The following is a 26136-nucleotide window of genomic DNA, read 5'->3' on the forward strand; positions in this document are numbered from 1 at the left end:
GTTCCGTGGACCTCGAGGAACGTGTCGCAGAGCTGGAACGCCGTCTGGCGGTGCTGGAGCGGGCTGCGGGCGGTGCGCCGCCGAGCCTGGGGACCGGGGACTTCTGGGCGCTGGACGGGCTGAAGGAACAGCTCGCACAGGTCGGGCACCCCGCGGCCGACGGCGGGGTGCTGTTCACCGGCGCGGTGAAGCTGCCGGCCGGCGAGCGCTACGAATGGCAGTACGGCGCGCTCACCGTGGGTCTCCTCGGCACGGACGAGGAGCGCCCCGACTGGGCGGAGGCCGCCGAGCCGCTGGCCGCGCTCGGCCACCCGGTCCGGCTGCGGCTGCTCCGCGAGATCCTCGGCGGCCGCCGCACGGCCGCCGAACTGGCCGGGCTGGACGACACCGGCACGACCGGTCAGATCTACCACCACCTGCGCATGCTGACCGGCGCCGGCTGGCTGCACACGACGGGCCGCGGGCGCTACGAGGTGCCCGGGCCCCGGGTCGTACCACTGCTGGTGGTGCTCACCGCCGCCCGGCCCTGAGACCCGCACGCCGAGACCGAGGGGGACCCATGTCCGTACGCAAGGCCGCGATGATCCTCTACCGGTGCTGCTGGCTCGCCTTCCTCGTCCTGGTGTCGGCCGACGTCCTCGCCGACTCCGCGGTCCCCTTCGGGCTGGTCTTCCTGCCCGCGGCCGCCGCGGTCGTCATCGGCCTCCTGGTGGGCCGCCGCAGCCGCGGGGACCTGGCGGGGGACCGGCCGGCGGTCGAGGTGGGGCCGCCGGTGACCGGACGCTGGGTGGCGCTCAACAGCCCGGCCGACAAGGTCCCCAGCCACGGCACGCACGGCTACGGGCAGACCTACGCGATCGACATCGTCGCCGAGCCGGAGGAGGGGAGCCGCCCTCCCTTCCGCCCGCTGTGGCCGGTGGCCCGGCCCAACAGCGACTTCCCGGCCTTCGGCGCGCCGCTGGTCGCGGTGGCGGACGGCACGGTCGTGCGCGCGGGTGACGGCCGGCGTGACCACCTCAGCCGCACCTCCGGCCCGGCGCTGGCGTATCTGATGCTGGTGGAGGCCTCCGCACGCGACATGGCGGGAGCCCGCTGGATCGTCGGCAACCACGTCGTGCTCGACCTCGGCGACGGGGTGTTCGCCGCGTACGCGCACCTGCGGCGCGGCTCCCTCCTGGTGAAGGAGGGGGACACGGTCCGCGCGGGGCAGGTCCTCGCCCGCTGCGGGAACTCCGGCAACTCCACCGAGCCGCACCTGCACTTCCAGCTGATGGACGATCCGGACCTCGACGTGGCGCGGGGGATCCCGTTCACCTGGCGGGGCATCGGCGTACCCGCCGGAGGCTCGGCGTTCACGGCCGGGGAGCCGCCGGAACCGGGCGCCCCGGCGGGCGCGGACGCCGAGCGGCCCGCCGGTTAGTCTCACCCCTATGCCACCGGCCAGGAAGCGCCCCCGCGCCTACGACGTCTCCCGGACCAGGACCGCGGTCCTGGCCCAGTTCGCCCACGTACGGGACGCCGTCCGCACCCTGACGCCGGAGCAGCTCGGTCTGCCGGCCCTGGGGGAGTGGACCGTGCGGGAGCTCGTGGCGCACATGACGACGGCGCTGGAGCGGGTCAGCCGGGCCATGGAGCTGCCGGCGCCGGGCGGCGGGCCCCGACCGGAGACCACCCTGCTGGAGTGGCCCTTCTCCACCGCCCGGAACGCGGAGACGATCGCGGGGGACAGCCGGGACCTGGCCGCCGCCCGGCCCGGTCTCGACGCGCTGTACGGGGAGACGGCGGCCCGGTTCGCGGAGCTGGTGCCCTCCGACGCGGGCGACCGGCTGGTGGCGACCCGGGCGGGGACGATGCGGCTGGGCGACTTCCTGGTGACCCGCACCGTCGAGCTCGTCGTCCACACCGACGACCTCCACCGGGCGACCGGCCTCGTCATCCCCTACGACCGCCAGGCGCTCGCCGCCTGCACCCGGCTGCTCGCCGACGCGCTCGCGGACAGGGCGCCCGGCGGCTCGGTGGAGGTGCGCGTCCCGCCGTTCGCCGTCGTCCAGTGCATCGGCGGCCCCAAGCACACCAGGGGCACACCGCCCAACGTCGTGGAGACGGACCCGCTCACCTGGATCCGGCTGGCCACCGGACGTACGCGGTGGACGGAGGCGCTCGACGCGGCGCTGGTCAGCGCCAGCGGCGAGCGGGCCGACCTCGCCCCGCTGCTGCCGCTGATGGGCTGAAGGGAACCGGATCGGCGGGTCGTCCCGTCCCAGGGCCATGCGCACTCAACGTATGGCTGTCAGCGTCCTGGCCCTTCTCGCTCTCACCGCCTGCGGTACGGAGTCCGGCTCCGGTGCGGGATCCGGGGAGTCGGGCGGCTCCGGCGACGTACGGGCCGAGCCACCCGTGACCGGCGTCCACTGGAGCGTGTCCTCCCTGACCGTGGGCGGGGAGCGGACCACGCCCCCCGCCGGCGCCCACGTCGAGATCGACCCGGAGGGGAAGGCCACGGGCAGCCTCGGCTGCAACCGGTTCACCGCCGACGTCCGTCTCGACGGCGACAAGGTCACCGTCGGGCGGAGCACGACCACCGGCATGGCGTGCGCGGAGGACGTCCAGCGGTTCGAGGACGCGATGGGCAAGGCCTTCCACGGGGAGCTCGAGGCCGCCGTGGCCGGGCAGGGCGACGGGCGGACCCTGACCCTGACCACCGCGGACGGCGACTCCATCGCCCTCGTCCCGGAGCCGCCCGCCCCGCTCACCGGCACCGCCTGGAAGGTCACCGGACTCGTCTCCGGCACCGGCACCGCCTCCCTGCCCGCCGGTACGCGCGACAAGGCGCACCTCACCTTCGGCAAGGACGGCTCGGTGGAGGGGAACCTCGGCTGCAACTCCTTCCACGGCAAGGCGGCGGTCTCCGGCTCCACCCTCACCTTCGGCCCGCTCGCCTCCACCCGGAAGATGTGCCCCGGCCCCGAGATGGAGCTGGAGCGGGCGCTGCTCGGCGTGCTGACGGGGAAGGCGACGTACGCGATCGACCACCGCTCGCTGTCGGTCGAGGCGGAGAGCGGCAAGGGCCTCCGGGCATCCGCACCGGCGGCCGGGAGCTGACCGGCCGGGGCCGGTGCTCCCGGCCGCACGGCGGCCCCGGACCGGCGACGGCCGGGAGCCTCAGGAACCCGTCGGGTACGGGAGCGGGCCGGCGTCCGTCCTCTCCCCTGACGCCCGCAGCTCGGCCGGCGGCGCCGGTCCGGCCGCCGAGCGGTCCGCCTGCCCGCGCCGGTCGTCCGCCAGGTTGGACAACTGGCCCTTCTCGCCCCTGCCCCGGTAGTACGTCCGGTCCCCGCACCGCAGCGCCCGCTCTCCGCGCACCCGCCAGAACAGGTCGCGCTCCTTCGGCGCCTCGTCCCTCAGCAGGTATCCGGCGAGGCTGACGCCGTCCAGCGGGTGCGCGGGGTCGGGGCGCGCCCCGCCGAGCTCCAGCAGGGTCGCCGTCCAGCCGGGCGAGAACACCGGCAGGCCGCTGACCTGGTGACCGTCGACGCGGGCGGGCCGGCGCAGCACCGAGGGGACGCGGATGCCGCCCTCCTGGAGCGAGTTCCTGGCGCCGGAGAGCGGCCAGTTGCAGGAGAACCGCTCGCCGCCGCTGTCGCTGGCGAAGAGGACCGGGGTAGGGCCCCGCGGGTGGATCCGGGGGTGCGGCGGAGTCAGACGCGGCGACAGAGGGCGCTCGCGACCCGTCCCAGATCGGCGTGGCGGCGCTCCACGAGCGTGACCGAACGATCACCGAGGGGCCGCATGGGCCGGGAGCCTGCCAATGCGCCATGAGCGTGTCAACGGCGGTCCCGTACTGCGGACAGGGCGTGCCGCGCCCTCCCGGGCCGGCCGTCCCGCACCGGACGGGAGGCACCGCCGGGCTTCGGCCGGGGGTGCGCGGTGTGAGGCTCGCCACGAAACGAGCGTTCGGCCACCACCCGTCCCGCCGCCCGCCGTGCCCCACCCGGCGGCGCGGGCGGGCCGGTCGAGGGGCGGGGCGCCCGACGCGCCGGACCCGCCGGTAACCGGCCCCCATCCCGGGCGTCGGCGGCCCTGCGGCCCCTCGGGGCCGGTCCGGCGGGACCACCGTGATCACCCGGAGTGATCGTGCGACCCCGGCCCGGACGCCCGTGGAGAGCGCTCCACCGTCGCGCCCCCGGCCCGTACCGTGCGCTCACCCAATTCGGACCGGTGGTCGATCTCCCCTACACTCGGTGGCGTGCCTCGTGGTGATGGACGACTCAACCACGACCTGCTCCCCGGAGAGAAAGGCCCCCAGGACGCTTGCGGCGTCTTCGGTGTCTGGGCTCCGGGTGAAGAGGTCGCCAAGCTCACCTATTTCGGACTGTATGCCCTGCAGCACCGTGGACAGGAGTCCGCGGGCATCGCAGTGAGCAACGGGTCCCAGATCCTGGTCTTCAAGGACATGGGACTGGTCTCGCAGGTCTTCGACGAAACGTCTCTGGGATCGCTCCAGGGCCATATCGCGGTCGGTCATGCCCGCTACTCCACCACCGGCGCCTCGGTGTGGGAGAACGCGCAGCCGACGTTCCGTGCCACCGCGCACGGCTCGATCGCCCTGGGACACAACGGCAACCTGGTCAACACGGCCCAGCTCGCCGAGATGGTCGCCGACCTTCCCCGTAAGGACGGCCGCGCCACCCAGGTCGCGGCGACCAACGACACCGATCTGGTGACCGCGCTGCTCGCCGGCCAGCGGGACGGCGACGACAAGCCGCTCACCATCGAGGAGGCCGCCGCGAAGGTGCTCCCCGAGGTCAAGGGCGCCTTCTCGCTCGTCTTCATGGACGAGCACACGCTCTACGCCGCCCGTGACCCGCAGGGCATCCGCCCCCTGGTCCTCGGCCGCCTGGAGCGGGGCTGGGTGGTCGCCTCCGAGTCCGCCGCCCTCGACATCTGCGGTGCCAGCTTCGTCCGCGAGATCGAGCCGGGTGAGCTCGTCGCCATCGACGAGAACGGCCTGCGCACGTCTCGCTTCGCAGAAGCGAAGCCCAAGGGCTGTGTCTTCGAGTACGTCTACCTGGCCCGCCCCGACACCGACATCGCCGGGCGCAACGTCTACCTCTCCCGGGTGGAGATGGGCCGGAAGCTGGCGGCCGAGGCCCCCGTCGAGGCCGATCTGGTCATAGCGACGCCGGAATCGGGAACCCCCGCCGCCATCGGTTACGCCGAGGCCAGCGGAATTCCGTTCGGGGCCGGACTCGTCAAGAACGCCTACGTCGGCCGGACCTTCATCCAGCCCTCGCAGACCATCCGGCAGCTGGGTATCCGGCTCAAGCTCAACCCCCTCAAGGAAGTCATCAAGGGCAAGCGCCTGGTGGTCGTCGACGACTCGATCGTCCGCGGCAACACCCAGCGCGCCCTGGTGAGGATGCTCCGCGAGGCGGGTGCCGCCGAGATCCACATCCGGATCTCCTCCCCGCCCGTGAAGTGGCCCTGCTTCTTCGGCATCGACTTCGCGACGCGCGCCGAGCTGATCGCCAACGGCATGTCCGTCGACGAGATCGCCACCTCCATGGGGGCCGACTCGCTCGCGTACATCTCGCTCGACGCGATGGTCGAGGCGACGACGATCGCCAAGCCGAACCTGTGCCGTGCCTGCTTCGACGGTGAATACCCGATGGAGCTCCCGGACCCGGAGCTGCTCGGCAAGCAGCTGCTGGAGACCGAGCTGGCGGCAGGCCCCGCCGCGACCGCGGCGGCCGACGCACTGCGTCGTCCGTGACCCGGACCGGCCGGCCGCTTCCCCACCAGCCCCGTATTCCCACACGAAAGATCCCGGGCCATGTCTGAGACAACAGGTGCTTCCTACGCTGCGGCGGGCGTCGACATCGAAGCCGGTGACCGTGCCGTCGAGCTGATGAAGGAGTGGGTGAAGAAGACGCAGCGCCCCGAGGTCGCGGGCCTCGGCGGCCTCGGCGGATTCGCCGGCCTCTTCGACGCCTCGGCGCTCAAGCGTTACGAGCGCCCGCTGCTCGCCTCCGCCACCGACGGTGTCGGTACGAAGGTCGATCTGGCCCGGCAGATGGGCGTGTACGACACCATCGGCCACGACCTCGTCGGCATGGTCGTCGACGACCTGGTCGTCTGCGGCGCCGAACCGCTGTTCATGACCGACTACATCTGCGTCGGCAAGGTCCACCCCGAGCGTGTCGCGGCCATCGTGAAGGGCATCGCCGAGGGCTGCGTCCTGGCGGGCTGCGCCCTCGTCGGCGGCGAGACCGCCGAGCACCCGGGTCTGCTGGGCGCCGACGACTTCGACGTCGCGGGTGCCGGCACCGGAGTGGTCGAGGCCGACCGCCTGCTCGGTCCGGACCGTATCCGTAAGGGTGACGCCGTGATCGCCATGGCGTCGTCCGGTCTTCACTCCAACGGGTACTCGCTCGTGCGGCACGTGGTCTTCGACCGGGCCGGCTGGACCCTGGACCGCCAGGTCGAGGAGTTCGGCAGGACGCTCGGCGAGGAACTGCTGGAGCCCACCAGGATCTACTCCCTGGACTGCCTGGCGCTGACCCGCACGACCGAGGTGCACGGCTTCAGCCACGTCACCGGCGGTGGCCTGGCGAACAACCTGGCCCGGGTGATCCCGGACGGGCTGCACGCCACCGTCGACCGCGGCACCTGGACCCCCGGTGCCGTCTTCGACCTGGTCGGCAAGGCCGGACAGGTCGAGCAGCTGGAGCTGGAGAAGACGCTCAACATGGGCGTCGGCATGATCGCGATCGTTCCGGCCGACTCCGTGGACGCGGCTCTGACGACGCTGGCCGACCGGGGCGTCGACTCCTGGGTCGCCGGTGAGATCACCGAGCGCGGCGACAGGGCGACGGGCGCCGAGCTGACCGGCGGCTACGCACGGTAGGACCTCATGACCGCCGGTCCGGCACACCACCGGACCGGCGACGGCCGCCGGGGCGCTTCACCACCCGGCACCTGGACAGCACAGAACCCGGTCCAGGCAGGCCCGGACCGGGTTGATGTGTCAGCGCGAGGTCAAGCGCCGCGGCGCTGTGACGACGGACCGGACCGGCCGTCCTCGTCCGCGTCCTCGTCGTCGTTGTACTGATCCGCGTACTGTGCGTACGGGTCATCCTCCTCGTCGTCGTCCTCGAACGGCTCGGCGTTCGGTGGTTGACTCGAAGGTGATGCGCCCAGCTCATTGGCCAGACGCGACAGGTCAGTCCCGCCGCTGCTGTACTTCAGCTGACGGGCGACCTTGGTCTGCTTGGCCTTTGCCCGGCCGCGCCCCATGGCTCGACCCCCTCGGTGACGGGGCTCGACGGCCCCAGAGTCTTGACACGCGTTCATGTTTCAGGACGGACTCTCAGCAGAGAGACCGCGCCCGTGGCTTTAACGGTACCTGCTTCCTCGGCCATACGGTACGCCGCCCGCGTCACGTGCCTGCCCGCAGGACCGTGGAGGAGCCCGTCCTCGCTGGTCAACCCCGATTTTAACCTCTTGTGGACGGCCGACCCGCCGACCGGAGTGAGTCTTCTCTCCCCGGCGGACGCCGGCCCTCCCGCGACAGGACAGGGCCTCCGTCACGGGGGCTGCGCGCACAGCCCGGTGACGGAGGCCCGACCTGCGGTGACCTCTCAGTGACGGCGGGCGTCCGCCATCCGCTGCTCGGCGATCCGGTCGGCCGCCGCAGCCGGCGGAATCCCGTCCGCCTTCGCACGTGCGAATATGGCCAGCGTGGTATCGAAGATCTTCGCGGCCTTCGCCCTGCACCGGTCGAAGTCGAATCCGTGGAGCTCGTCGGCGACCTGGATCACGCCACCGGCGTTCACCACGTAGTCCGGTGCGTACAGAACCGATCGGTCGGCAAGGTCCTTCTCGACGCCCGGGTGCGCGAGCTGGTTGTTGGCCGCGCCGCACACCACCTTGGCGGTGAGCACCGGCACGCTCGCGTCGTTCAGCGCGCCGCCGAGCGCGCAGGGGGCGTAGATGTCCAGTCCCTCGGTGCGGATGAGCGCCTCCGTGTCCGCGGCCACCAGGACCTCGGGGTGCTCGTCGGTGATCCGGCGCACCGACTCCTCGCGCACATCGGTCACGACGACCTCGGCGCCGTCGCTGAGCAGGTGTCCGACCAGGTGGCGGCCGACCTTGCCGACGCCCGCGACGCCGACCTTGCGGCCGCGCAGGGTGGGGTCGCCCCACAGGTGCTGCGCGGAGGCGCGCATGCCCTGGAAGACACCGAACGCGGTGAGCACGGAGGAGTCGCCCGCGCCGCCGTTCTCGGGTGAGCGGCCGGTGGTCCAGCGGCACTCGCGGGCGACGACGTCCATGTCGGCGACGTACGTGCCGACGTCGCAGGCCGTCACGTAGCGCCCGCCGAGCGAGGCCACGAACCGTCCGTAGGCCAGGAGGAGTTCCTCGGACTTGATCCGGTCCGGGTCGCCGATGATGACGGCCTTGCCGCCACCGTGGTCGAGGCCGGCCATGGCGTTCTTGTACGACATGCCGCGCGACAGGTTCAGCGCGTCCGCGACGGCCTCCTCCTCGGAGGCGTACGGATAGAAGCGGGTGCCGCCGAGGGCCGGGCCCAGGGCGGTGGAGTGGAGGGCGATGACGGCCTTGAGGCCGCTGGCGCGGTCCTGGCAGATCACGACCTGCTCGTGGCCCCCCTGGTCCGAGTGGAACAGGGTGCGCAGCACGTCGACGGGTACGCCGGTCACATCGGTCACTGTGGTGACTCCCAAGTACGAAGCGGCGGAAGACCCTCCTGAAGGTGGGGAGGGTCCCGGACGGACCGGCTCCGGCCGGTCCGACTGGGCAAGAGCGTAAGTCCTCGTGACGCGTAGATCTGTTCCCCTCCCCGGGATCACCCTCCTGTGGAGTACGGGCGTGACACGATTTACTGCATGTCGGTGGTGTCTTCGGTGCTCGTCCCTTACGCGTCCTACCTGCGGGTGTACGAGCCGCTCGCCGCCTTCCGCGAGCCGGAACGGGAGCACTGGACGCGCTACGCCGCGCGCCCGGACCTCCCCACGGCCCAGGACGAGTTGCGCCGCTCGCTGGCGGACCTGGTGCCCACCCCTCCCGTGGCGGTGCCGGTGCACGAGAGCGGGGACGCCTTCGTCGCGGTGCTCGACGGGGTGCTCTGCGTCTGTCCGTGGAGGACCCGGATGCGCGGCTGGCTCGCCATGAGCGAACTGGGGGGTCTGTTTCCGGCCACTGTGCTGGACGCGGTGCTGCCCCCGGTGGTGCGGGGGCAGGCGACGGCCGACCACGAGCGGTGGGCCGAGCGGAACCCGGACGCCCGTCCCTGGATCCGCACCACGGTGTGGCACGTCCCGGTGCGCTGGTTCGTCCTGTTCGACGACGAGGAACGCGAGTACGTGGCCGGCGGCGCGGCGGGCGACGGCAGGCTGCTGCGCTACCGGACCCCGATGGTGCAGGCGCGGCGCAGGCTGGCGCGGGCGCTGCGGACCCTGCGGGAGACCGTCGACGAAGGTCCGCTGACCGAGGGGCTGGTGGAGGTGGGCCGCTGGCTGGAGGAGTTCCATCCACGGGCCCTGGTCGAGCTGGACTACGGCGGCCTGGTCCACGCCCTCAGCGGCGAGCGGCTCGCGGCCGACCGGTCCGCCGCGGATGTGGCCGAGGGCATCGCGGCGCTGCGCTCCGGGGACAGCGACGCCGCGGGAGTGGCCTACGGGCGCCTGGCCGAGCGCTGGCGAGCGGTGCGCGACCTACAATCCTCCAACTAGCCCGAACCGGTGCGAACGTGAACGCACCGCCGCATAGAGCCGCTATCCGCAGGGAAGAGACATCGTGTGAGGTGTCCGGCATCCGCGGGCACCGAGGGAGCCCGGCGGAGGTGAGCGGAGGATGCTCTGACAGGAACCGGCAGGAACGGGCGGCAGCCGACGGGAACTGACGGGAACTGACGGGCCGTGAACCGGCGTCCAATGTGACGCGTGTGACACGTGGGGCCCGGTGCAGCCAGGGAGGTCCGGGACCTACGTCCCGAACCGGGCCTTTGCCTCAAGCGTGACGGATAGCACTAACGGGGCCCTTGCGCCGTTCCCTACTCCTCATGCCAAAATAGGACAAGGAGTCCGGGGAGGGCTCTGTCCGCCCAACTATGGGTGGAATGCTCAGCATTGCACGCTATGGGGGGTCTGACGACTTCTGACGACTCCTGGTTGTCCTGTGACTGATCGTTACTGGGGTGTGACTGTCCGCTATGGCATGGTCCATCGGCTTCCGTCGCTGATGAACACCTGGGAGGGCAATTCCATCGGTTTGGCCGACGTGGCTGGACGGATGGTGTAGTTGTAGTGCCGAGGACAAGCCGTTCGTCCTATAACCGACTCGGCCCGCGTCCGCCATTTCGGGCAACGCGGGTCAAGGTGCAGAATTTAGAGGAAAGAACCGAGATGGTTCGGTTCTCCCGAGGAGGCCGCTCATGACCGCTCGCACCCCTGATGCCGAGCCGCTGCTGACCCCGGCTGAGGTCGCCACGATGTTCCGCGTGGACCCGAAGACGGTCACCCGTTGGGCAAAGGCTGGCAAGCTCACGTCCATCCGCACGCTCGGTGGACACCGCCGGTACCGCGAGGCAGAGGTCCGCGCACTGCTTGCGGGTATTCCGCAGCAGCGCAGCGAGGCCTGACACACCCCTGTCGCCGCACCCAGAGACAGGGCACTGAAGGGTCCCCCAACCCCCGGTGACCCACTCATAGCTCCATGCGACGGGCGCCCGCCCCAACGGGCGCCATACCTGTGACGTGCGGGTACGTCGTTCGATCGCGCTGGACTCCGCCGGGTCCAGCGCGATCTTTTTGTGTCCGGGGGGCCCCGGAACGGCCGCCGCCGGCGGGCGGACGGATGCCCGGGGGTGTCCGGGCGGTCCGCGCGCCCGCCCGAACCTGCCGACGGGTCGGTTTGCGGGGAGTCCGTGTGGGACTGTGGGCGGGCCTGTTCGGGGCTGTTCGCCCGGGTCCCTGGCGTCGTGGGACGGCTCGGGCGGAACGGTCCGGGATGTGCTTCCGGGGCAGTGCAATTGCACATATTAAATTCGCCAGTTGTAGGAAGTGCGTAAAGTCCCCCCTGCGCAAAACTGATGGGGTGACTCCCGTCACACCGGCACGGTCCTGCCACGTACGAGCCTGCCACCGCGTGGGGGCGTCCGGCAGCGGCAGATGGTCATGTCGCGGCAGGACTTTCGTCCCCGCCGCCGTCCCGGTGGAGGCCGTCGGGGCGGCCCGGGCGCCGGCCGGTGCCGGGTCCGTCACCGACGGTCGGCGACCGGGTCGCGAGGGGCGTGTCCCGGGTCTGGCCGGAAGGGGCCCCGGAGGCGTTCTGCGGCGCTGTCGGCGGCTCGGCCGCATCGCCGGACTCCCGCGCCGCGTACGGCGCCTGTGGGACCGTCAGGGGCTCCATGGCGAGTCGCAGCAGACGATGACAGATCGGGCACTGCCGGGTGAGGTGGCGGTACCCGCCGGAGGCGGCCGCCAGGTGGGCGCGCAGCAGCGCGCGGGTCTCGTGCCTTTCCGTGGGCGCAGGCATGGGTGCGGCCTCCCGGTGGAACGGGCCGCCCCGCGTCGAGGGAAACAGGGGCGGACTCCGTCCTACGGAGTTACTCGCGGCGGAGCGGGGCGTCAAGACGCGCGAAAGCCCGGATCCAGAGGATCCGGGCTTTCGTCTACTGCGGTCCTGACGGGATTTGAACCCGCGGCCTCCACCTTGACAGGGTGGCGAGCACTCCAAACTGCTCCACAGGACCAGGTTTTCGCTGCCTGCCTTGCGGCCTGCTGCGAAGACAGACTGTACAGGAGGTCGGAGGGCCAGGTCGAACTCACTCACCGTGGGGGAGCGGTCACGACCTGGCGGGGGGCCGGCTCACGGTGCGGCGGCGTCGATCGCCTTCACGATCCGCTTGTCCGAGACGGGTTGGGCGGTGCCCAGCGCGTGCGCGAAGTAGCTCACCCGCAGCTCCTCGATCATCCAGCGGATGTCCAGGACCTCCTGCGGCACGGGACGCCCCTGGGGCAACTGCTCCAGCAGCCAGGCGTACTCGTCCTGCATCTCGTGGACCTTCTCCATGCGCGTGGTGTCGCGCTGGACGTTCGTCGGCATCTGCTGGAGCCTGCGGTCCTCGGCGACCAGGTAGCGCATCAGGTCCGGCAGCCTGCGCAGCCCGGTCGCGGTGACGAACCCGGCCGGTACGAGGCGGGCCAGGTGCTCCCGTACGTCCGTCACGTTGTTGATCAGGACCAGGCTGTTCGTCGACTTCAGCCGGCGCTCGCAGGCCTGCCAGGCGGCCAGGATCTGCTGGACCTGGCCGATCGTGCGGACGGTGAGGTCCACGAGGTCGGCGCGCACCTTGTCGTACAGCTTCCTGAACGAGGCCTCGTCCCAGGCGGGGCCGCCGTGCGCGGCGATCAGCCGGTCGGCCGCCGCCGTCGCGCAGTCGTCGAACAGCGCCTGGACGGAGCCGTGCGGATTGCGGGACAGCGCCAGCTTCTGCTGGTTGGTGAGCGTGTCCGAGGCGAACTTGGCCGGGTTCACCGGGATGTTCAGCAGGATCAGCCGCCGGGTGCCGCGCCACATCGCCTGCTGCTGCTCGGCCTCCGTGTCGAAGAGCCGTACGGCGACGGTCGCGCCCTGGTCGACGAGCGCCGGGTACGCCTTCACGGGCTGGCCGGCGCGACGGGTCTCGAAGACGCGGTCCAGGGTGCCGATCGTCCAGTCCGTGAGGCCCGAACGCTCGACGGACTCCCCCGAGGGCCCCGCGGTGGCCGCCGCGGCCTGGGAGAGCGCCTGGCGGGCCTTGGGGCGCAGCTGGATCTTCAGCGCCTCCAGGTCCTTGGCCTCGGCCACCTTGCGGCGCCGCTCGTCGGTGATCCGGAAGGTGATCTTCAGGTGGTCCGGGATCCGGGTCAGGTCGAAGTCGCCGGCCGTGACCGGCACGCCGACCATCCGCTGGAGCTCGCGGGCGAGCGTGAGCGGCAGCGGCTCCTGGAGCGGGACCGCGCGGTCCAGGAACTTCGTCGCGTAGTTCGGGGCCGGGACGTAGTGGCGGCGGATCGGCTTGGGCAGCGAGCGGATCAGTTCGGTGACCACGTCCTCGCGCAGGCCCGGGATCTGCCAGTCGAACCCCTCGGGGGTGACCTGGTTGAGCACCTGGAGCGGGATGTGGACGGTCACACCGTCCGCGTCCGCGCCCGGCTCGAACTGGTAGGTCACCCGGAACTTGAGCTTCCCCTGCCGCCAGGAGTCCGGGTAGTCGTCCTTGGTGACGGCCCCGGCCTTCTCGTTGATGAGCATCGAGCGCTCGAAATCGAGGGCCTCCGGCTCGTCGCGGCGCTTGTGCTTCCACCAGGAGTCGAAGTGCGCTCCCGAGACGACGTGGTCCGGGATCCGCCGGTCGTAGAAGTCGAACAGCGTCTCGTCGTCCACGAGGATGTCGCGGCGCCGGGCACGGTGCTCCAACTCCTCGACCTCGCCGAGGAGCTTGCGGTTGTCGTGGAAGAACTGGTGGTGGGTGCGCCAGTCCCCCTCGACCAGGGCGTTGCGGATGAACAGGTCCCGTGACGCCTCCTGGTCGATACGGCCGAAATTGATCTTGCGCTGGGCGACGATCGGCACCCCGTAGAGCGTGACCCGCTCGTACGCCATGACCGCCGCCTGGTCCTTCTCCCAGTGCGGCTCGCTGTAGGTGCGCTTCAGCAGGTGCTGGGCGAGCGGCTCGATCCACTCCGGCTCGACCTTGGCGTTGACCCGTGCCCACAGCCGGGACGTCTCGACCAGCTCGGCCGACATCACGAAGCGGGGCTGCTTCTTGAACAGCGCGGAGCCCGGGAAGATCGCGAACTTGGCGCTGCGGGCGCCCACGTACTCGTTCTTCTCGGTGTCCTTGAGCCCGATGTGCGACAGCAGCCCCGCCAGCAGCGAGGTGTGCACCGCCTGCTCGGGCGCGTCCTGCTCGTTGAGCTCGATGCCCATCTGCTTGGCGACCGTGCGCAGCTGCGTGTAGATGTCCTGCCACTCGCGGATGCGCAGGAAGTTCAGGTACTCCTGCTTGCACATCCGGCGGAAGCTGGAGGATCCGCGCTCCTTCTGCTGCTCCCGGATGTAGCGCCACAGGTTCAGGAAGGCGAGGAAGTCGGACGTCTCGTCCTTGAAGCGGGCGTGGTTCTGATCGGCCTGGGTCTGCTTCTCCGAGGGCCGTTCGCGCGGGTCCTGGATGGAGAGCGCCGCCGCGATGACCATGACCTCACGGGCGCAGCCGTTGCGTTCGGCCTCGATGACCATGCGCGCCAGGCGCGGGTCCACGGGCAGCTGCGAGAGCTTGCGGCCCAGCGGGGTGAGGCGCTTCTTCGCGTCCTTCTCCTGCGGGTCCAGCGCGCCGAGCTCCTGGAGGAGCTGGACGCCGTCGCGGATGTTGCGGTGGTCCGGCGCGTCGATGAAGGGGAACTTCTCGATGTCGCCGAGGCCGGCGGCGGTCATCTGGAGGATGACGGAGGCGAGGTTGGTCCGCAGGATCTCCGGGTCGGTGAACTCCGGGCGGGTGACGAAGTCGTCCTCGGAGTACAGCCGGATGCAGACGCCGTCCGACGTACGGCCGCAGCGGCCCTTGCGCTGGTTGGCGCTGGCCTGCGAGATCCGCTCGATGGGCAGCCGCTGGACCTTGGTGCGGTGGCTGTAGCGGGAGATGCGGGCGTTGCCCGGGTCGATGACGTACTTGATGCCGGGGACGGTCAGCGAGGTCTCCGCGACGTTCGTCGCCAGGACGATCCTGCGGACGATCCCGTTGGGGGGCCGCTGGAACACGCGGTGCTGCTCGGCGTGCGACAGGCGCGCGTAGAGGGGGAGCACCTCGGTGTGTCTGAGGTTGCGCTTGTTCAGCGCGTCCGCGGTGTCGCGGATCTCCCGTTCGCCGGAGAGGAAGACCAGGACGTCGCCCGGGGCCTCGTGGCCCAGCTCGTCCACGGCGTCGCAGATCGCGGTGATCTGGTCGCGGTCGGAGTCCTCGCCCTCCTCCTCGAGCAGGGGGCGGTAGCGCACCTCGACCGGGTACGTCCGGCCGCTGACCTCCACGATCGGCGCCTCGCCGAAGTGCCGGGCGAAGCGCTCGGGGTCGATGGTCGCCGAGGTGATGACGACCTTCAGATCGGGGCGCTTGGGCAGCAGCCGGGCCAGGTAGCCGAGAAGGAAGTCGATGTTCAGCGACCGCTCGTGGGCCTCGTCGATGATGATCGTGTCGTAGGCGAGGAGTTCGCGGTCCGTCTGGATCTCGGCCAGCAGGATGCCGTCCGTCATCAGCTTCACGAAGGTCGCGTCCGGATTCACCTGGTCGGTGAAGCGCACCTTCCATCCGACCGCCTCGCCCAGCGGGGTCTTCAGCTCGTCCGCGACGCGCTCGGCGACCGTGCGGGCCGCGATCCGGCGGGGCTGCGTGTGCCCGATCATGCCCCGGACGCCGCGCCCCAGCTCCATGCAGATCTTGGGGATCTGCGTGGTCTTGCCCGAGCCGGTCTCACCGGCGACGATCACGACCTGGTGGTCACGTATCGCCTCCAGGATCTCGTCCTTCTTCTGGCTGACGGGCAGCTGTTCCGGGTACGACAGGGCCGGCATCCGCGAGGCGCGCCCCGCGAGCCGCTCGGAGGCCTTCCCGGCCTCCGCGGAGATCTCGTCCAGAACGGACTGGCGGGCCTCCGGTTTGCGGATGCGGCGGGCACCCTCGAGGCGGCGGCCGAGCCTGTGCGCGTCGCGGAGCGAGAGCTGCCCGAGCTGGGACTGGAGATCGGCGAAGGAAGTAGACATACGGGTCCCAGGATCTCACCCGCGCGCGAGGAGTGGCGAACGTATTTCGTCCGGGCCGCGTCACACCCGCGTCCGGGGCCACCCCGCCGCGGCTCCGGTGACCGCTTCGGGGCGGCCCGGCGGCAGGTGCGGTCACCCTGAGCGTCCGCACGGTCACAGCACGTACCATTCCGGACGACCGGTCACCCGTCCCCGCACCACGCGGCTCCATGTCCCGGGACATCACCGCACCGCCGGGCGGCCCCGCAGATCCCGTTCGCCCCCCACCCGCACGGAGCGCCGCATGCCCACGCCCCCTCGCCCCTCGCCCTCCGCGGAGAAGCCGTCCTCCTGGAGGAAGCCGGTGTTCTTCGGCCTCACCGTCGCTCTCGCCGCCGGGCTGCTCGGCTTCGTCTCCTACCGGGCGACCGCCCCGGACCGGCCCGCCTCCGACACCCCGGCCGCCACGGCCACGGGACCGGACTCCGGCACCCACCGCGAACTGGCGGAACTCGCCCGGCGCGACGCCGCGGACAAGCTGGCGCAGGGCCGCGCCGACGCCCCCGTCGTCCTCGTCGAGTACGCCGACTTCCAGTGCGGTTACTGCGGGAAGTTCGCCCGGGACACCGAGCCCGAACTGATCAGGAAGTACGTGAAGGACGGCACCCTGCGCATCGAGTGGCGCAACTTCCCGATCTTCGGCGACGCGTCCGAGGCGGCCGCCCGCGCCTCCTGGGCGGCGGGACGGCAGGACCGCTTCTGGGCCTTCCACCGGGCCGCCTACGCCGAGGGCGCCAAGGAGAAGGGCTTCGGCGAGGAGCGCCTCAGGGAACTCGCCCGGCAGGCCGGGGTGAAGGACCTCGACCGCTTCACCCGCGACGCCGGCAGCGCCGCCGCCACCGAAGCGGTCGGCAGCGACCGGCAGGAGGCCTACGGGATCGGCGCCACGTCCACCCCGTCCTTCCTCGTCAACGGCCGCCCCCTGGCAGGGGCTCAGCCCACGGCCGTCTTCACCCAGGCCATCGAGGCCGCGGCGGCGGAGGAAGCGAACGTGGGGAACGCCGGGGAGCCCGCGAAGTGACCCCGGACATCGGCTACTTCGCCGCCCTGCTCGGCGGGCTGCTCGCCCTCGTCAGCCCGTGCAGCGCCCTGCTGCTCCCGGCCTTCTTCGCGTACTCCGTCGACTCCGCCTCACGGCTGCTCGCGCGGACGGGCGTCTTCTACGCCGGCCTCGCCACGACCCTCGTCCCGCTGGGCGCCGCGGGCTCGTACGCCGGACGGCTCTTCTACGGGCACCGTGAGGCACTCGTCCTCGGCGCGGGATGGCTGATCATCGGGCTCGGTCTGGCCCAGATCGCCGGGCTCGGCTTCGCGTCCCGGAGGATCGCCGCCCTCAGTGGCCGGATCCGGCCCACGACGGTCCTGTCCGTCTACGCCCTGGGCGGGGTCTACGGGCTGGCCGGCTTCTGCGCGGGCCCGATCCTCGGCAGCGTCCTCACGGTGGCGGCCGTCAGCGGCAGCCCCGTCTACGGCGGACTCCTGCTCGCGGTCTACGCGCTGGGCATGGCCGTTCCGCTGTTCGCCCTGGCCCTCCTCTGGGACCGCTTCGACCTCGGCCGCAGGGCCTGGCTGCGCGGCAGGCCGCTGCGGGCCGGCCGCTTCGAGGTGCACAGCACCTCGCTGCTCTCCGGCTTCTTCTTCATCGGTCTGGGGACGCTCTTCCTCGTGTACGACGGGACGACCGCGCTGCCCGGACTCCTGGACGTGGACGACTCGTTCGCCGTCGAGCAGTGGGCCCAGCGGCTCGGCGGGCGGGTGCCGGACGGGGCGGCCCTGACCGCCGTGGTGGCCGTGGTGCTGCTCGGGGTGATCGTGCAGGCGGTGCGCCGGCGCCGTGACGGGCGGGAGGGAACCGGCTGAGCGGGGCCGGAGAACGGCGAAGGCCCCGTCCATCGGACGGGGCCTTCGGGTGGTGGCTGGGGCCGGGATCGAACCGGCGACCTATCGCTTTTCAGGCGATCGCTCGTACCAACTGAGCTACCCAGCCACGCAGCTCATACGGGCTGCAGCGGTCCTGACGGGATTTGAACCCGCGGCCTCCACCTTGACAGGGTGGCGAGCACTCCAAACTGCTCCACAGGACCAAGCTAATGTGCGAGACAAGTCTCGCACACGGTAAAGCGTGCCCCCAACGGGATTCGAACCCGTGCTACCGCCTTGAAAGGGCGGCGTCCTGGGCCACTAGACGATGAGGGCTAAGGGCCCACCTGCGCGCTTTCCAGCGCGTCGGGGACGTGAGAAGCATATGGGATGCGGGGAGCTATCGCCAAAACGGTTTACGGGGAGGGCGTCGGGGCGCCCGAGGAGCCGGTGGGGGTGCCCGGGGAGGGGGACGGGGACGCCGGGGTCCTCGGGGCCTTCAGGTTCTCCTCGGGGAGGTGGCGGCTCACCTCGGCCGTGGTGAGCCCGAGGCCGCCGAGGGTGATCTCGTCCCAGGCCTGGAGGTGCCGGGTGGGGCGGTCCAGGTAGAGCACCGAGGCCCGTACCTTCTCGGGCTTCTGGTTCTGCACGGCGCGCAGCCCGCCGCCGCCCGTGGAGCCCTCGACCTTCAGCCGGGTCCCCAGGGGCAGCAGCTCGTTCACCCGGTGGTGGACGTGCCCGGACAGGACCAGCGGAACCGTTCCGTCCGTCTCGCGCGCCGCGGTCGGGTCGTGCGCCACCGCGATGTCCACCGGGGTTCCCGCGCGCTTCTGGTCGCGCAGGGCCGAGGCGAGGCGCATGCCCGCGAGCTCCTCGGAGGCCTGGCCGCCGGTGGGGCGCGAGCGGTCCGGGGTGAACTGCGGGTCCCCGGTGCCGGCGATCCGGAGCCCGGCCACGCTCACCGCGTCGCCCTCGTCCAGCACGCGCACGTTCTTCGTCCTGGCCAGATGGGCCTGGGTCTCCTTCGAGTCGTGGTTCCCCCTGACCCAGACATAGGGGGCGCCGAGGTCGGAGACCGGATCCAGGAAGCCGTTCTCGGCCGCCGTGCCGTGGTCCATCGTGTCGCCGGAGTCGATGATCACGTCGATGTCGTACTGCTCGACCAGCGAGGCGATGATGTGCCAGGCGGCGGGGTTGAGATGGATGTCCGACACGTGCAGGACGCGGATGGTGGCCGGGTCCGGCTGGTACACGGGGAGCGTGGACGTGGCGTCGTACAGCTTGGTCACGTTGGTGACGAGCCGCGCCAGTTCCTGCTGGTAGACGTCGAATTCGGTGACGATCGAACGGGCGTCGCCGACGACCGACGGTGCGCTGGAGAGCAGCCCGGAGAACTTCGGCTCCAGGACGGACTTCGGGTTCCAGGTGGCGTACGCGCTGACCCCCGAGGCGGCGAGCAGCACCAGGGCGAGGCCGCCGGCGGCCAGGGCGCGGCGGGGGCGCCGGTAGACGACGAGGCCGAGAGCGGTGGCGCCGGAGACGACGGCCACACAGGAGCGGACGGCCAGTTCGCGGGTGCCGGAGGCGACGTCCTGACCGACCTGGTCCTGGAGACCGGAGAGGCGCTCGGGGTGCTTCACCAGGGCCTGCGAGCGCTCCGGGTCGAGCTGGTCGATGTCCACGTCCAGGCGGACCGGGGCGTGGTGGGAGTCCAGTTGCAGGGCGCCGAGCGGTGACACGTTGATCTTGGTGCCGCCGCTGACCGACGGCCTCAGCGTCATGGTCGTGTCCATCGGCCCGACCGGCGTACGCACGCTGCCGACCACCAGCAGCCCGAGCCAGGCGCCCAGCACGACCACGGCCAGCAGCCCGAGCGCGCGTTTCCAGGGGTGCGCGGCGGGGACGAGCCCGCCGGAGGCGGTGGCGGCGCGGGGGCCGGAGGGGAGGAGTCGGCGGACACGGGCGGCTGCGGCGTGGAACGGGCGTGCCATTGGGCGCGTATGCCCCGATCGGGCGGCGGGCATGCGGGCGGGGCGGGAGGTGTGGGCCGGGCGGGTGGCCGGGGGCGCGGGTGCGGCCCGCCCCGTCCGGGCCCGCGTACGTGACAATGGCGGGGTGCTGGAGATGACGCGCGAGGAGTTCGAAGAGCTGGTGAGCCTGGCTCTTGACCGTGTTCCGCCGGAGCTGATGCGGCTGATGGACAACGTCGCGGTGTTCGTGGAGGAGGAGCCGGAGGACCCGGAGGAACGCGAGCTCCTGGGCCTCTACGAGGGCACACCGCTCACGGAGCGCGGCGAGTGGTACGCCGGGGTGCTGCCGGACCGGATCACCATCTACCGGGGGCCGACGCTGCGGATGTGCGAGACGCGCGAGGACGTGGTCGCCGAGACGGAGATCACCGTGGTGCACGAGATCGCCCACCACTTCGGCATCGACGACGAGCGGCTGCACGAGCTGGGGTACGGGTGAGCGCGGCCCCGACGGGCCGGGGGTGACCAGGCCGGGCGGCGCCGGGCGGCCGGGGGTGGTCCGGTGCGTGAACCCGGTGCCGTGCCGGGTCTGTTCCGGCCGGGGGCCGGGGGGAGTCCGGTGTGGCTCCCGGTCTGTTCCGGCCGGGGGCCGGGGGTGGTCCGGTGTGGCTCGGGGGCGTGAACCCGGTGCCGAGCCGGGTCTGTTCCGGCCGGGAGGCCGAGGGAGGTCCGGTGTGGCTCCCGGTCTGATCCGGCCGGGCTCCGGGGGTGGTCCGGTGCGGTTCCGGGGCGTGAACCCGGTGCCGCGCCCGGTCTGTTCCGGCCGGGTGGCCGAAGGCGATCCGGTGCGGCTCCCGGGGCCGGCCCGGCCGGGCCTCGGTGTGCGGGTGTTGTGTCCGGGCGTGTCCCCCGTGGGGGCCGGGGAGTTGGACACATCGCTCTCCCCTCCCGCCGTATCTCTCCTCCCCGGAGGTGCCACCCCGTGCGCCAGTTGTCCGCCCGCGTCCACTGGGCAGCCGTCACCGCGCTGACGATCGCCGCGTCCACAGGCTGTATGAGCGTCGGTGACGACGCAGGGAAGCCCACCCCCTCGCGTTCCGCCGAGGAGAAGGGCGCGTCCGCCGGTCCGGACGGCGCCACCATGTCCGGTACCGGCCGCTCCGGCGCCGGTGGCGCCCGCGCGGAGGCCCAGTCCGACCGCGAGCGCCCGCGTGAGCCGGAGGCCGAGGCCTCGGGGCGCGCCCCGTCGGCCGGTCCCGAGGCCGTCCACCCGGCGCCCGGCCACCCCGCCCCGCCGGAGCCGACCCGGGCGGGGCCGCTGCCCACCGCGCAGCCCAGTGCGCCGGGCCCGGAGGAGCCGCCGCCCCCGCCGGTCACCCCCGAGGAGCCCCCGCCGCCGCCCTCGCCCGAGCCGGAGCCCTCGCAGCCGCCGGAGGAGCCCTCGGCCTCTCCGGCGGCGCAGTCCCGCACGGACGCGATGGGGATGTCGGAGCGGGCCGGGGCGTGGCCGACTCCACGGGTATCACCGCAGGTCGCGCCCGTGTGAGGGGGGCCGGTTTGCGCGAAGTGGGGGAGGGTGCGTATGGTAGTAGATCGTTTGATCCCATTGCCCGGCGCCGACACAGAAGAGCGCCGTGTGGCGCGTACTCTCCCTTGCCGTGGCTGGACCGCATTGAGGCGGTCGAAATTGCGATAACACGGAGTTACGGGCGCGTGCCGAGACTCCGGAAGGTTTCGCATTTCGCATGTCAATTTCCAGTTCTGACCGCACCGTCATGTCCGAGAACGACGTAGAGGGCATCGAGGTCGTGGAAGCGGCCGAGGCCATGGTCGCCGAGGCTCCCGAAGCCGTCGCCGACGAGAACCCCGTCGCGGACGCTTCCGAGGAGGCCGCCGAGGCCCCCGAGGACGCCGAGCCGAGCATCACCTTCGCCTCGCTCGGACTGCCCGAGGGCATCGTCCGCAAGCTCGCGCAGAACGGTGTGACGGCTCCGTTCCCGATCCAGGCCGCGACCATCCCGGACGCCCTGGCCGGCAAGGACATCCTGGGCCGTGGCCGTACCGGCTCCGGCAAGACGCTCTCCTTCGGTCTGCCGACCCTGGCCGCGCTGGCCGGCGGTCACACCGAGAAGAAGAAGCCCCGCGCGATCATCCTCACGCCGACCCGTGAGCTCGCGATGCAGGTCGCGGACGCGCTCCAGCCCTACGGCGACGTGCTCGGGCTGAAGATGAAGGTCGTCTGCGGCGGTACGTCGATGGGCAACCAGATCTACGCGCTGGAGCGCGGTGTCGACGTCCTCGTCGCCACCCCGGGCCGTCTGCGCGACATCATCAACCGCGGTGCCTGCTCCCTGGAGAACGTCCAGGTCGCGGTCCTCGACGAGGCCGACCAGATGTCGGACCTGGGCTTCCTGCCCGAGGTCACCGAGCTGCTCGACCAGATCCCCGGTGGCGGCCAGCGCATGCTCTTCTCCGCCACGATGGAGAACGAGATCGGCACGCTCGTCAAGCGTTACCTGAGCAACCCGGTCACCCACGAGGTCGACAGCGCCCAGGGCAACGTCTCGACCATGTCCCACCACGTCCTCGTCGTGAAGCCGAAGGACAAGGCGCCGGTCACGGCCGCCATCGCCGCCCGCAAGGGCCGCACGATCATCTTCGTCCGCACCCAGCTGGGCGCCGACCGCATCGCCGAGCAGCTCATCGAGTCCGGCGTGAAGGCGGACGCGCTGCACGGCGGCATGACTCAGGGCGCGCGTACCCGCGTCCTGGAGGACTTCAAGAAGGGCTACGTCAACGCCCTGGTCGCCACCGACGTCGCCGCCCGCGGCATCCACGTCGACGGCATCGACCTGGTCCTGAACGTGGACCCGGCCGGCGACCACAAGGACTACCTGCACCGCTCGGGCCGTACCGCCCGTGCCGGCAAGTCCGGTGTCGTCGTGTCGCTGGCGCTCCCGCACCAGCGCCGCCAGATCTTCCGCCTCATGGAGGACGCGGGCGTCGACGCCTCGCGCCACATCGTGCAGGGCGCGGGCGTCTTCGAGCCCGAGGTCGCCGAGATCACCGGTGCCCGTTCGCTGACCGAGGTCCAGGCCGACTCCGCGAACAACGCGGCCAAGCAGGCCGAGCGCGAGGCCGCCGACCTCACCAAGCAGCTGGAGCGCGTCCAGCGCCGTGCCGTCGAGCTGCGCGAGGAGGCCGACCGCCTGGTCGCCCGTGCCGCCCGCGAGCGGGGCGACGACCCGGAGGCGGCGGTGGCCGAGGTGGCCGCCGAGGCCGAGGCGGCGCTCGTCGCGGCCGTGTCCGTCCCCGAGCAGTCGGCCGGGCGCGACGACCGTCGTGACGACCGGGGCAACTTCGGCCGCCGCGACGACCGCGGTGGCGACCGTCGTGACGACCGCGGCGGTTACCGTGGCGGCAACGACCGCGTCGGTGAGCGCAGTGGCCGTCCCTCCGGCGGCTCCGGCTACCGGGGCAGCAACGACCGCCCGTCGTTCCGGGGCAGCAGCGACCGTCCGTCCGGCGGTTTCCGCTCCGGTGGCGGCGACCGTCGTGACGACCGGGGTGGCCGTTCGTTCGAGCGTCGTGACAACGACCGCCCGGCGTTCAACCGTGACCGTCGTGACGACCGCCCCTCCGGTGGCTTCCGCTCCGGTGGCAGCGACCGTCCGTTCAACCGTGACCGTCGCGACGACCGCCCCTCGGGCGGGTTCCGCTCCGGTGGCAGCGACCGCCCGAACGGCCGTCGTGACGACCACCGCGGTGGCACCGGCACGGGTACCGGCACCGGCACCTTCGGCCGCCGCGACGACAAGCCGCGCTGGAAGCGCAACGGCTGAGTCCGGCTGACCCACCCGACAGGTCCCCGGGGCCCGTACAGCACTTCGGTGCCGTACGGGCCCCGGGGCGTTTCCGGGCCCCCTGCGAGGGCATCGCTGGGGACATGACAAATGATGATGCCGCAGTCGCGGTGCCTCCTCCGGATGCCCCGTCGGGCTCCGGACCCACGCAGGCTCCCGCTCCCGGGCCCGGGCCCGCTGTCGCGGCCGCCGCCCCGTCCCCGACGACGGACGAGGAACGGCTGGCAGAGCTCGGCTACACCCAGGTGCTCGCGCGCCGGATGTCCGCCTTCTCCAACTACGCCGTCTCGTTCACGATCATCTCGGTGCTCTCCGGCTGCCTGACGCTGTACCTGTTCGGCATGAACACCGGCGGTCCCGCCGTCATCACCTGGGGCTGGATCGGCGTCGGGCTGATGACGCTGTTCGTCGGCCTGGCGATGGCGGAGATCTGTTCGGCCTACCCGACGTCGGCGGGCCTGTACTTCTGGGCCCACCGCCTCGCCCCGCCGCGTTCGGCCGCGGCGTGGGCGTGGTTCGCCGGCTGGTTCAACGTGCTCGGCCAGGTCGCCGTCACCGCCGGCATCGACTTCGGGGCGGCGTCCTTCCTCGGGGCGTACCTGAACCTCCAGTTCGGTTTCGAGGTCACCCCCGGCCGGACGATCCTGCTCTTCGCGGCGATCCTCGTCCTGCACGGGCTGCTGAACACCTTCGGCGTCGGCATCGTCGCCGTCCTCAACAACGTCAGCGTGTGGTGGCACGTGGTCGGCGTCGCGGTCATCGTGGGCGCGCTCACCTTCGTGCCGGACTCGCACCGGTCGGCGTCGTACGTCTTCACCGAGTTCGTCAACAACACCGGCTGGGGCAGCGGCTTCTACGTCGTGATGATCGGCCTGCTGATGGCGCAGTACACCTTCACCGGCTACGACGCCTCCGCCCATATGACGGAGGAGACCCACGACGCGGCCGTGGCGGGCCCGCGCGGCATCGTGCGGTCCATCTGGACGTCCTGGATCGCCGGGTTCGTGCTCCTGCTCGGCTTCACCTTCGCCATCCAGTCCTACGACGGCGCCCTGAACTCCCCGACCGGCGCCCCGCCCGCCCAGATCCTGCTGGACGCGCTCGGCGCCACCACGGGCAAGCTCCTGCTGCTCGTGGTGATCGGGGCGCAGCTCTTCTGCGGGATGGCCTCCGTCACCGCCAACAGCCGCATGATCTACGCCTTCTCGCGCGACGGAGCGCTGCCCTTCTCCCGCGTCTGGCACACGGTCAGCCCGCGCACCCGGACGCCCGTCGCGGCGGTCTGGCTGGCCGCGCTCGGCGCGCTGGCCCTGGGGCTGCCGTACCTGATCAACGTCACGGCGTACGCCGCCGTGACGTCCATCGCGGTCATCGGCCTCTACATCGCCTACGTCATCCCCACGTTGCTCAGGCTGCTGCGGGGCGACGACTTCGTCCGGGGACCCTGGCACCTGGGCCGCTGGTCCCGGCCCGTCGGAATCGTCGCGGTGAGCTGGGTCGGGGTGATCACGGTGCTCTTCATGCTGCCCCAGGTCTCCCCGGTCACCTGGGAGAGCTTCAACTACGCACCGCTGGCCGTGCTCGTGGTCCTGGGCTTCGCCGCCGTCTGGTGGCTGGTCTCGGCCCGCCACTGGTTCCTCAAGCCGGCCGCCCCTGATCACAAGCGCACGATCGCGGACGAATCCACGGACTGACCGGCCCTGCCCCGGGCACGACAGGGCCGGGCACCCGATACCCGATCGGCTGCCGGGCCCGGGGCAGCTATGCTCGGGGGTGATCCATCCCGGGCCGTTAGCTCAATTGGTCAGAGCAGCGGACTTTTAATCCGTTGGTTGTGGGTTCGAGTCCCACACGGCCTACCTGAGGCAGGGCGAGGAGAGATCCTCCGACCTGCTGCTCAGCGCCTCGATCGGCTTCGGCCGGTCGAGGCGCTCCGCCTTTCCCGGCCTCTCGCGTGAGCGGGCGGTCCGACACGGCCGTCAGCGCTCCAGCTCTGCCCGGTCACCGGCCCGCACGAGCAAGTCGTCCCGAATCCCCTCGTCGTGTTCCTGGCTCTCGCGGATGACCGAGACCAGGAGCATGACGGCGATGACGGGCGGAGCCCCGGGTCAGCGGGCGAACTTCTCCACGGCTTCCGGAGTGACGGGGGTGAAGAAGTTGACGAGGTTGCCGTCCGGGTCGCGGAACAGGAGCGACCGGTTGCCCCAGGGCATCGTGGTGGGCCCCGCCACGAAGTCGGTGACGTAGGCGCTCAGATTCCGGTGCACGCGGTCCACGTCGTCGACGAGGAATTCGGTGATCACGCTGTGGTTCTCCGCCGGACGGGCCGAGCCCGGGGCGAAGAGCGGGACCGTGCGGGTGCTCGCGATGGCGAGGGTGGCGCCGGGCGTCGTGAGTTCGGCGAAGTCCTCGGTGGCCCACACCGCCCGCACCCCCGTGACCTGCTCGTAGAACGTGACGAGGCGTGCGACATCACCCGTGATGATGCGGATCGAGACGAAGTCCATGGTGTTCTCCCTGCTTGCTCCGGGGGCGTACGTCTCGGAGGCTAGGGAAAATAGTGGACAGAATCCGCCCTGTAT

General features: G+C 71.7%; 21 protein-coding genes, 5 tRNA genes and 1 pseudogene. 15 read left to right on the top strand and 12 right to left on the bottom strand.

Features of this window, described 5'->3' with window-relative positions:
* Positions 1 to 5: 5 nt before the first annotated feature.
* The 4 genes from ACFVS9_RS03350 to ACFVS9_RS03365 are packed head-to-tail and all read left to right on the top strand — an operon-like array spanning position 6 to position 3102.
* Positions 6 to 530 (top strand): ArsR/SmtB family transcription factor, encoded by a 525-nt coding sequence (locus ACFVS9_RS03350; protein WP_383114164.1) that lies wholly within the window; start codon positions 6 to 8, stop codon positions 528 to 530.
* 29 nt (positions 531 to 559) lie between these two features.
* A complete protein-coding gene (locus ACFVS9_RS03355) occupies positions 560 to 1420 on the top strand; it encodes a M23 family metallopeptidase (protein WP_389929739.1) in 861 nt (286 codons plus the stop codon).
* A gap of 10 nt (positions 1421 to 1430) precedes the next feature.
* The gene (locus tag ACFVS9_RS03360; RefSeq protein WP_389929741.1) at positions 1431 to 2231 is read left to right on the top strand and encodes a sterol carrier family protein; all 801 of its coding nucleotides are present in this window, start codon (positions 1431 to 1433) and stop codon (positions 2229 to 2231) included.
* Positions 2232 to 2268: 37 nt separating this feature from the next.
* Positions 2269 to 3102 carry an META domain-containing protein gene (locus tag ACFVS9_RS03365; protein WP_389929743.1) on the top strand — a complete coding sequence of 278 codons (834 nt, stop codon included), beginning with the start codon at positions 2269 to 2271 and terminating at the stop codon, positions 3100 to 3102.
* Positions 3103 to 3162: 60 nt separating this feature from the next.
* Here ACFVS9_RS03365 and ACFVS9_RS03370 read toward each other — a convergent pair.
* A pseudogene (locus ACFVS9_RS03370) lies at positions 3163 to 3663 on the bottom strand (twin-arginine translocation pathway signal protein); the annotation flags it as partial.
* 35 nt (positions 3664 to 3698) lie between these two features.
* On the bottom strand, positions 3699 to 3791 hold the full coding sequence (locus ACFVS9_RS03375) for a putative leader peptide (RefSeq protein ID WP_389929745.1): 93 nt from the start codon (positions 3789 to 3791) through the stop codon (positions 3699 to 3701).
* 455 nt (positions 3792 to 4246) lie between these two features.
* Here ACFVS9_RS03375 and purF point away from each other — a divergent pair, with 455 nt between their 5' ends.
* Positions 4247 to 5773, top strand: coding sequence for an amidophosphoribosyltransferase (gene purF, locus ACFVS9_RS03380; protein WP_383114159.1), 1527 nt, complete (start codon positions 4247 to 4249; stop codon positions 5771 to 5773).
* 60 nt (positions 5774 to 5833) lie between these two features.
* Positions 5834 to 6907: a phosphoribosylformylglycinamidine cyclo-ligase gene (gene purM / locus ACFVS9_RS03385; protein WP_383114158.1), complete on the top strand. Its 1074-nt coding sequence runs from the start codon at positions 5834 to 5836 to the stop codon at positions 6905 to 6907.
* A 131-nt stretch (positions 6908 to 7038) separates the two neighbouring features.
* Here purM and ACFVS9_RS03390 read toward each other — a convergent pair whose 3' ends face one another.
* Entirely contained in the window at positions 7039 to 7296 is a 258-nt protein-coding gene (locus ACFVS9_RS03390; protein WP_383114157.1) for a DUF3073 domain-containing protein, read from the bottom strand.
* A 344-nt stretch (positions 7297 to 7640) separates the two neighbouring features.
* Positions 7641 to 8732, bottom strand: coding sequence for a Leu/Phe/Val dehydrogenase (locus ACFVS9_RS03395; RefSeq protein ID WP_383114156.1), 1092 nt, complete (start codon positions 8730 to 8732; stop codon positions 7641 to 7643).
* Positions 8733 to 8909: 177 nt separating this feature from the next.
* Between ACFVS9_RS03395 and ACFVS9_RS03400 the strand changes: the two genes are divergently transcribed.
* A complete protein-coding gene (locus ACFVS9_RS03400; protein ID WP_383114155.1) occupies positions 8910 to 9755 on the top strand; it encodes a hypothetical protein in 846 nt (281 codons plus the stop codon).
* A gap of 701 nt (positions 9756 to 10456) precedes the next feature.
* On the top strand, positions 10457 to 10663 hold the full coding sequence (gene bldC, locus ACFVS9_RS03405) for a developmental transcriptional regulator BldC (RefSeq protein ID WP_003949541.1): 207 nt from the start codon (positions 10457 to 10459) through the stop codon (positions 10661 to 10663).
* A gap of 533 nt (positions 10664 to 11196) precedes the next feature.
* Here bldC and ACFVS9_RS03410 read toward each other — a convergent pair.
* The 3 genes from ACFVS9_RS03410 to hrpA form a co-directional block, all read right to left on the bottom strand.
* Entirely contained in the window at positions 11197 to 11559 is a 363-nt protein-coding gene (locus ACFVS9_RS03410; protein WP_389929749.1) for a DUF6274 family protein, read from the bottom strand.
* Between the two features lie 142 nt (positions 11560 to 11701).
* Positions 11702 to 11776 (bottom strand) — tRNA-Asp (locus ACFVS9_RS03415).
* Between the two features lie 116 nt (positions 11777 to 11892).
* Positions 11893 to 15822, bottom strand: a complete 3930-nt coding sequence (gene hrpA / locus ACFVS9_RS03420; RefSeq protein ID WP_389929751.1) for an ATP-dependent RNA helicase HrpA — start codon at positions 15820 to 15822, stop codon at positions 11893 to 11895.
* A 283-nt stretch (positions 15823 to 16105) separates the two neighbouring features.
* Here hrpA and ACFVS9_RS03425 point away from each other — a divergent pair, with 283 nt between their 5' ends.
* Both ACFVS9_RS03425 and ACFVS9_RS03430 read left to right on the top strand, forming a co-directional pair.
* Complete coding sequence (locus ACFVS9_RS03425; protein ID WP_389929753.1) at positions 16106 to 16882, top strand: DsbA family protein; 777 nt, start codon at positions 16106 to 16108, stop codon at positions 16880 to 16882.
* Complete coding sequence (locus ACFVS9_RS03430; RefSeq protein WP_389929755.1) at positions 16879 to 17721, top strand: cytochrome c biogenesis CcdA family protein; 843 nt, start codon at positions 16879 to 16881, stop codon at positions 17719 to 17721. The genes ACFVS9_RS03425 and ACFVS9_RS03430 overlap by 4 nt, the downstream gene beginning before the upstream one ends.
* Before the next feature lie 50 nt (positions 17722 to 17771).
* Here ACFVS9_RS03430 and ACFVS9_RS03435 read toward each other — a convergent pair.
* From ACFVS9_RS03435 to ACFVS9_RS03450, 4 genes are all read right to left on the bottom strand, one after another.
* Positions 17772 to 17848, bottom strand: a tRNA-Phe gene (locus ACFVS9_RS03435).
* Between the two features lie 22 nt (positions 17849 to 17870).
* Positions 17871 to 17945: transfer RNA gene (locus tag ACFVS9_RS03440), tRNA-Asp, on the bottom strand.
* Positions 17946 to 17984: 39 nt separating this feature from the next.
* Positions 17985 to 18057, bottom strand: a tRNA-Glu gene (locus tag ACFVS9_RS03445).
* 80 nt (positions 18058 to 18137) lie between these two features.
* Positions 18138 to 19712, bottom strand: coding sequence for a metallophosphoesterase (locus ACFVS9_RS03450; RefSeq protein ID WP_383114150.1), 1575 nt, complete (start codon positions 19710 to 19712; stop codon positions 18138 to 18140).
* A gap of 124 nt (positions 19713 to 19836) precedes the next feature.
* On the opposite strand from ACFVS9_RS03450, the gene ACFVS9_RS03455 reads away from it, so the two are divergent.
* The 5 genes from ACFVS9_RS03455 to ACFVS9_RS03475 all read left to right on the top strand — a co-directional run bounded on the left by ACFVS9_RS03455 (position 19837) and on the right by ACFVS9_RS03475 (position 25413).
* Positions 19837 to 20190 carry a metallopeptidase family protein gene (locus ACFVS9_RS03455; protein ID WP_383114149.1) on the top strand — a complete coding sequence of 118 codons (354 nt, stop codon included), beginning with the start codon at positions 19837 to 19839 and terminating at the stop codon, positions 20188 to 20190.
* A 483-nt stretch (positions 20191 to 20673) separates the two neighbouring features.
* Positions 20674 to 21237, top strand: a complete 564-nt coding sequence (locus ACFVS9_RS03460; protein WP_383114148.1) for a hypothetical protein — start codon at positions 20674 to 20676, stop codon at positions 21235 to 21237.
* 199 nt (positions 21238 to 21436) lie between these two features.
* Positions 21437 to 23533, top strand: a complete 2097-nt coding sequence (locus tag ACFVS9_RS03465; protein ID WP_389929757.1) for a DEAD/DEAH box helicase — start codon at positions 21437 to 21439, stop codon at positions 23531 to 23533.
* 104 nt (positions 23534 to 23637) lie between these two features.
* Entirely contained in the window at positions 23638 to 25248 is a 1611-nt protein-coding gene (locus ACFVS9_RS03470; protein WP_389929759.1) for an amino acid permease, read from the top strand.
* A 91-nt stretch (positions 25249 to 25339) separates the two neighbouring features.
* Positions 25340 to 25413: transfer RNA gene (locus ACFVS9_RS03475), tRNA-Lys, on the top strand.
* 249 nt (positions 25414 to 25662) lie between these two features.
* Here ACFVS9_RS03475 and ACFVS9_RS03480 read toward each other — a convergent pair.
* Positions 25663 to 26061: a VOC family protein gene (locus ACFVS9_RS03480; RefSeq protein ID WP_389929760.1), complete on the bottom strand. Its 399-nt coding sequence runs from the start codon at positions 26059 to 26061 to the stop codon at positions 25663 to 25665.
* Positions 26062 to 26136 lie beyond the last annotated feature (75 nt).

This window comes from Streptomyces sp. NPDC058008, assembly GCF_042886395.1.
Lineage (GTDB): Bacteria > Actinomycetota > Actinomycetes > Streptomycetales > Streptomycetaceae > Streptomyces.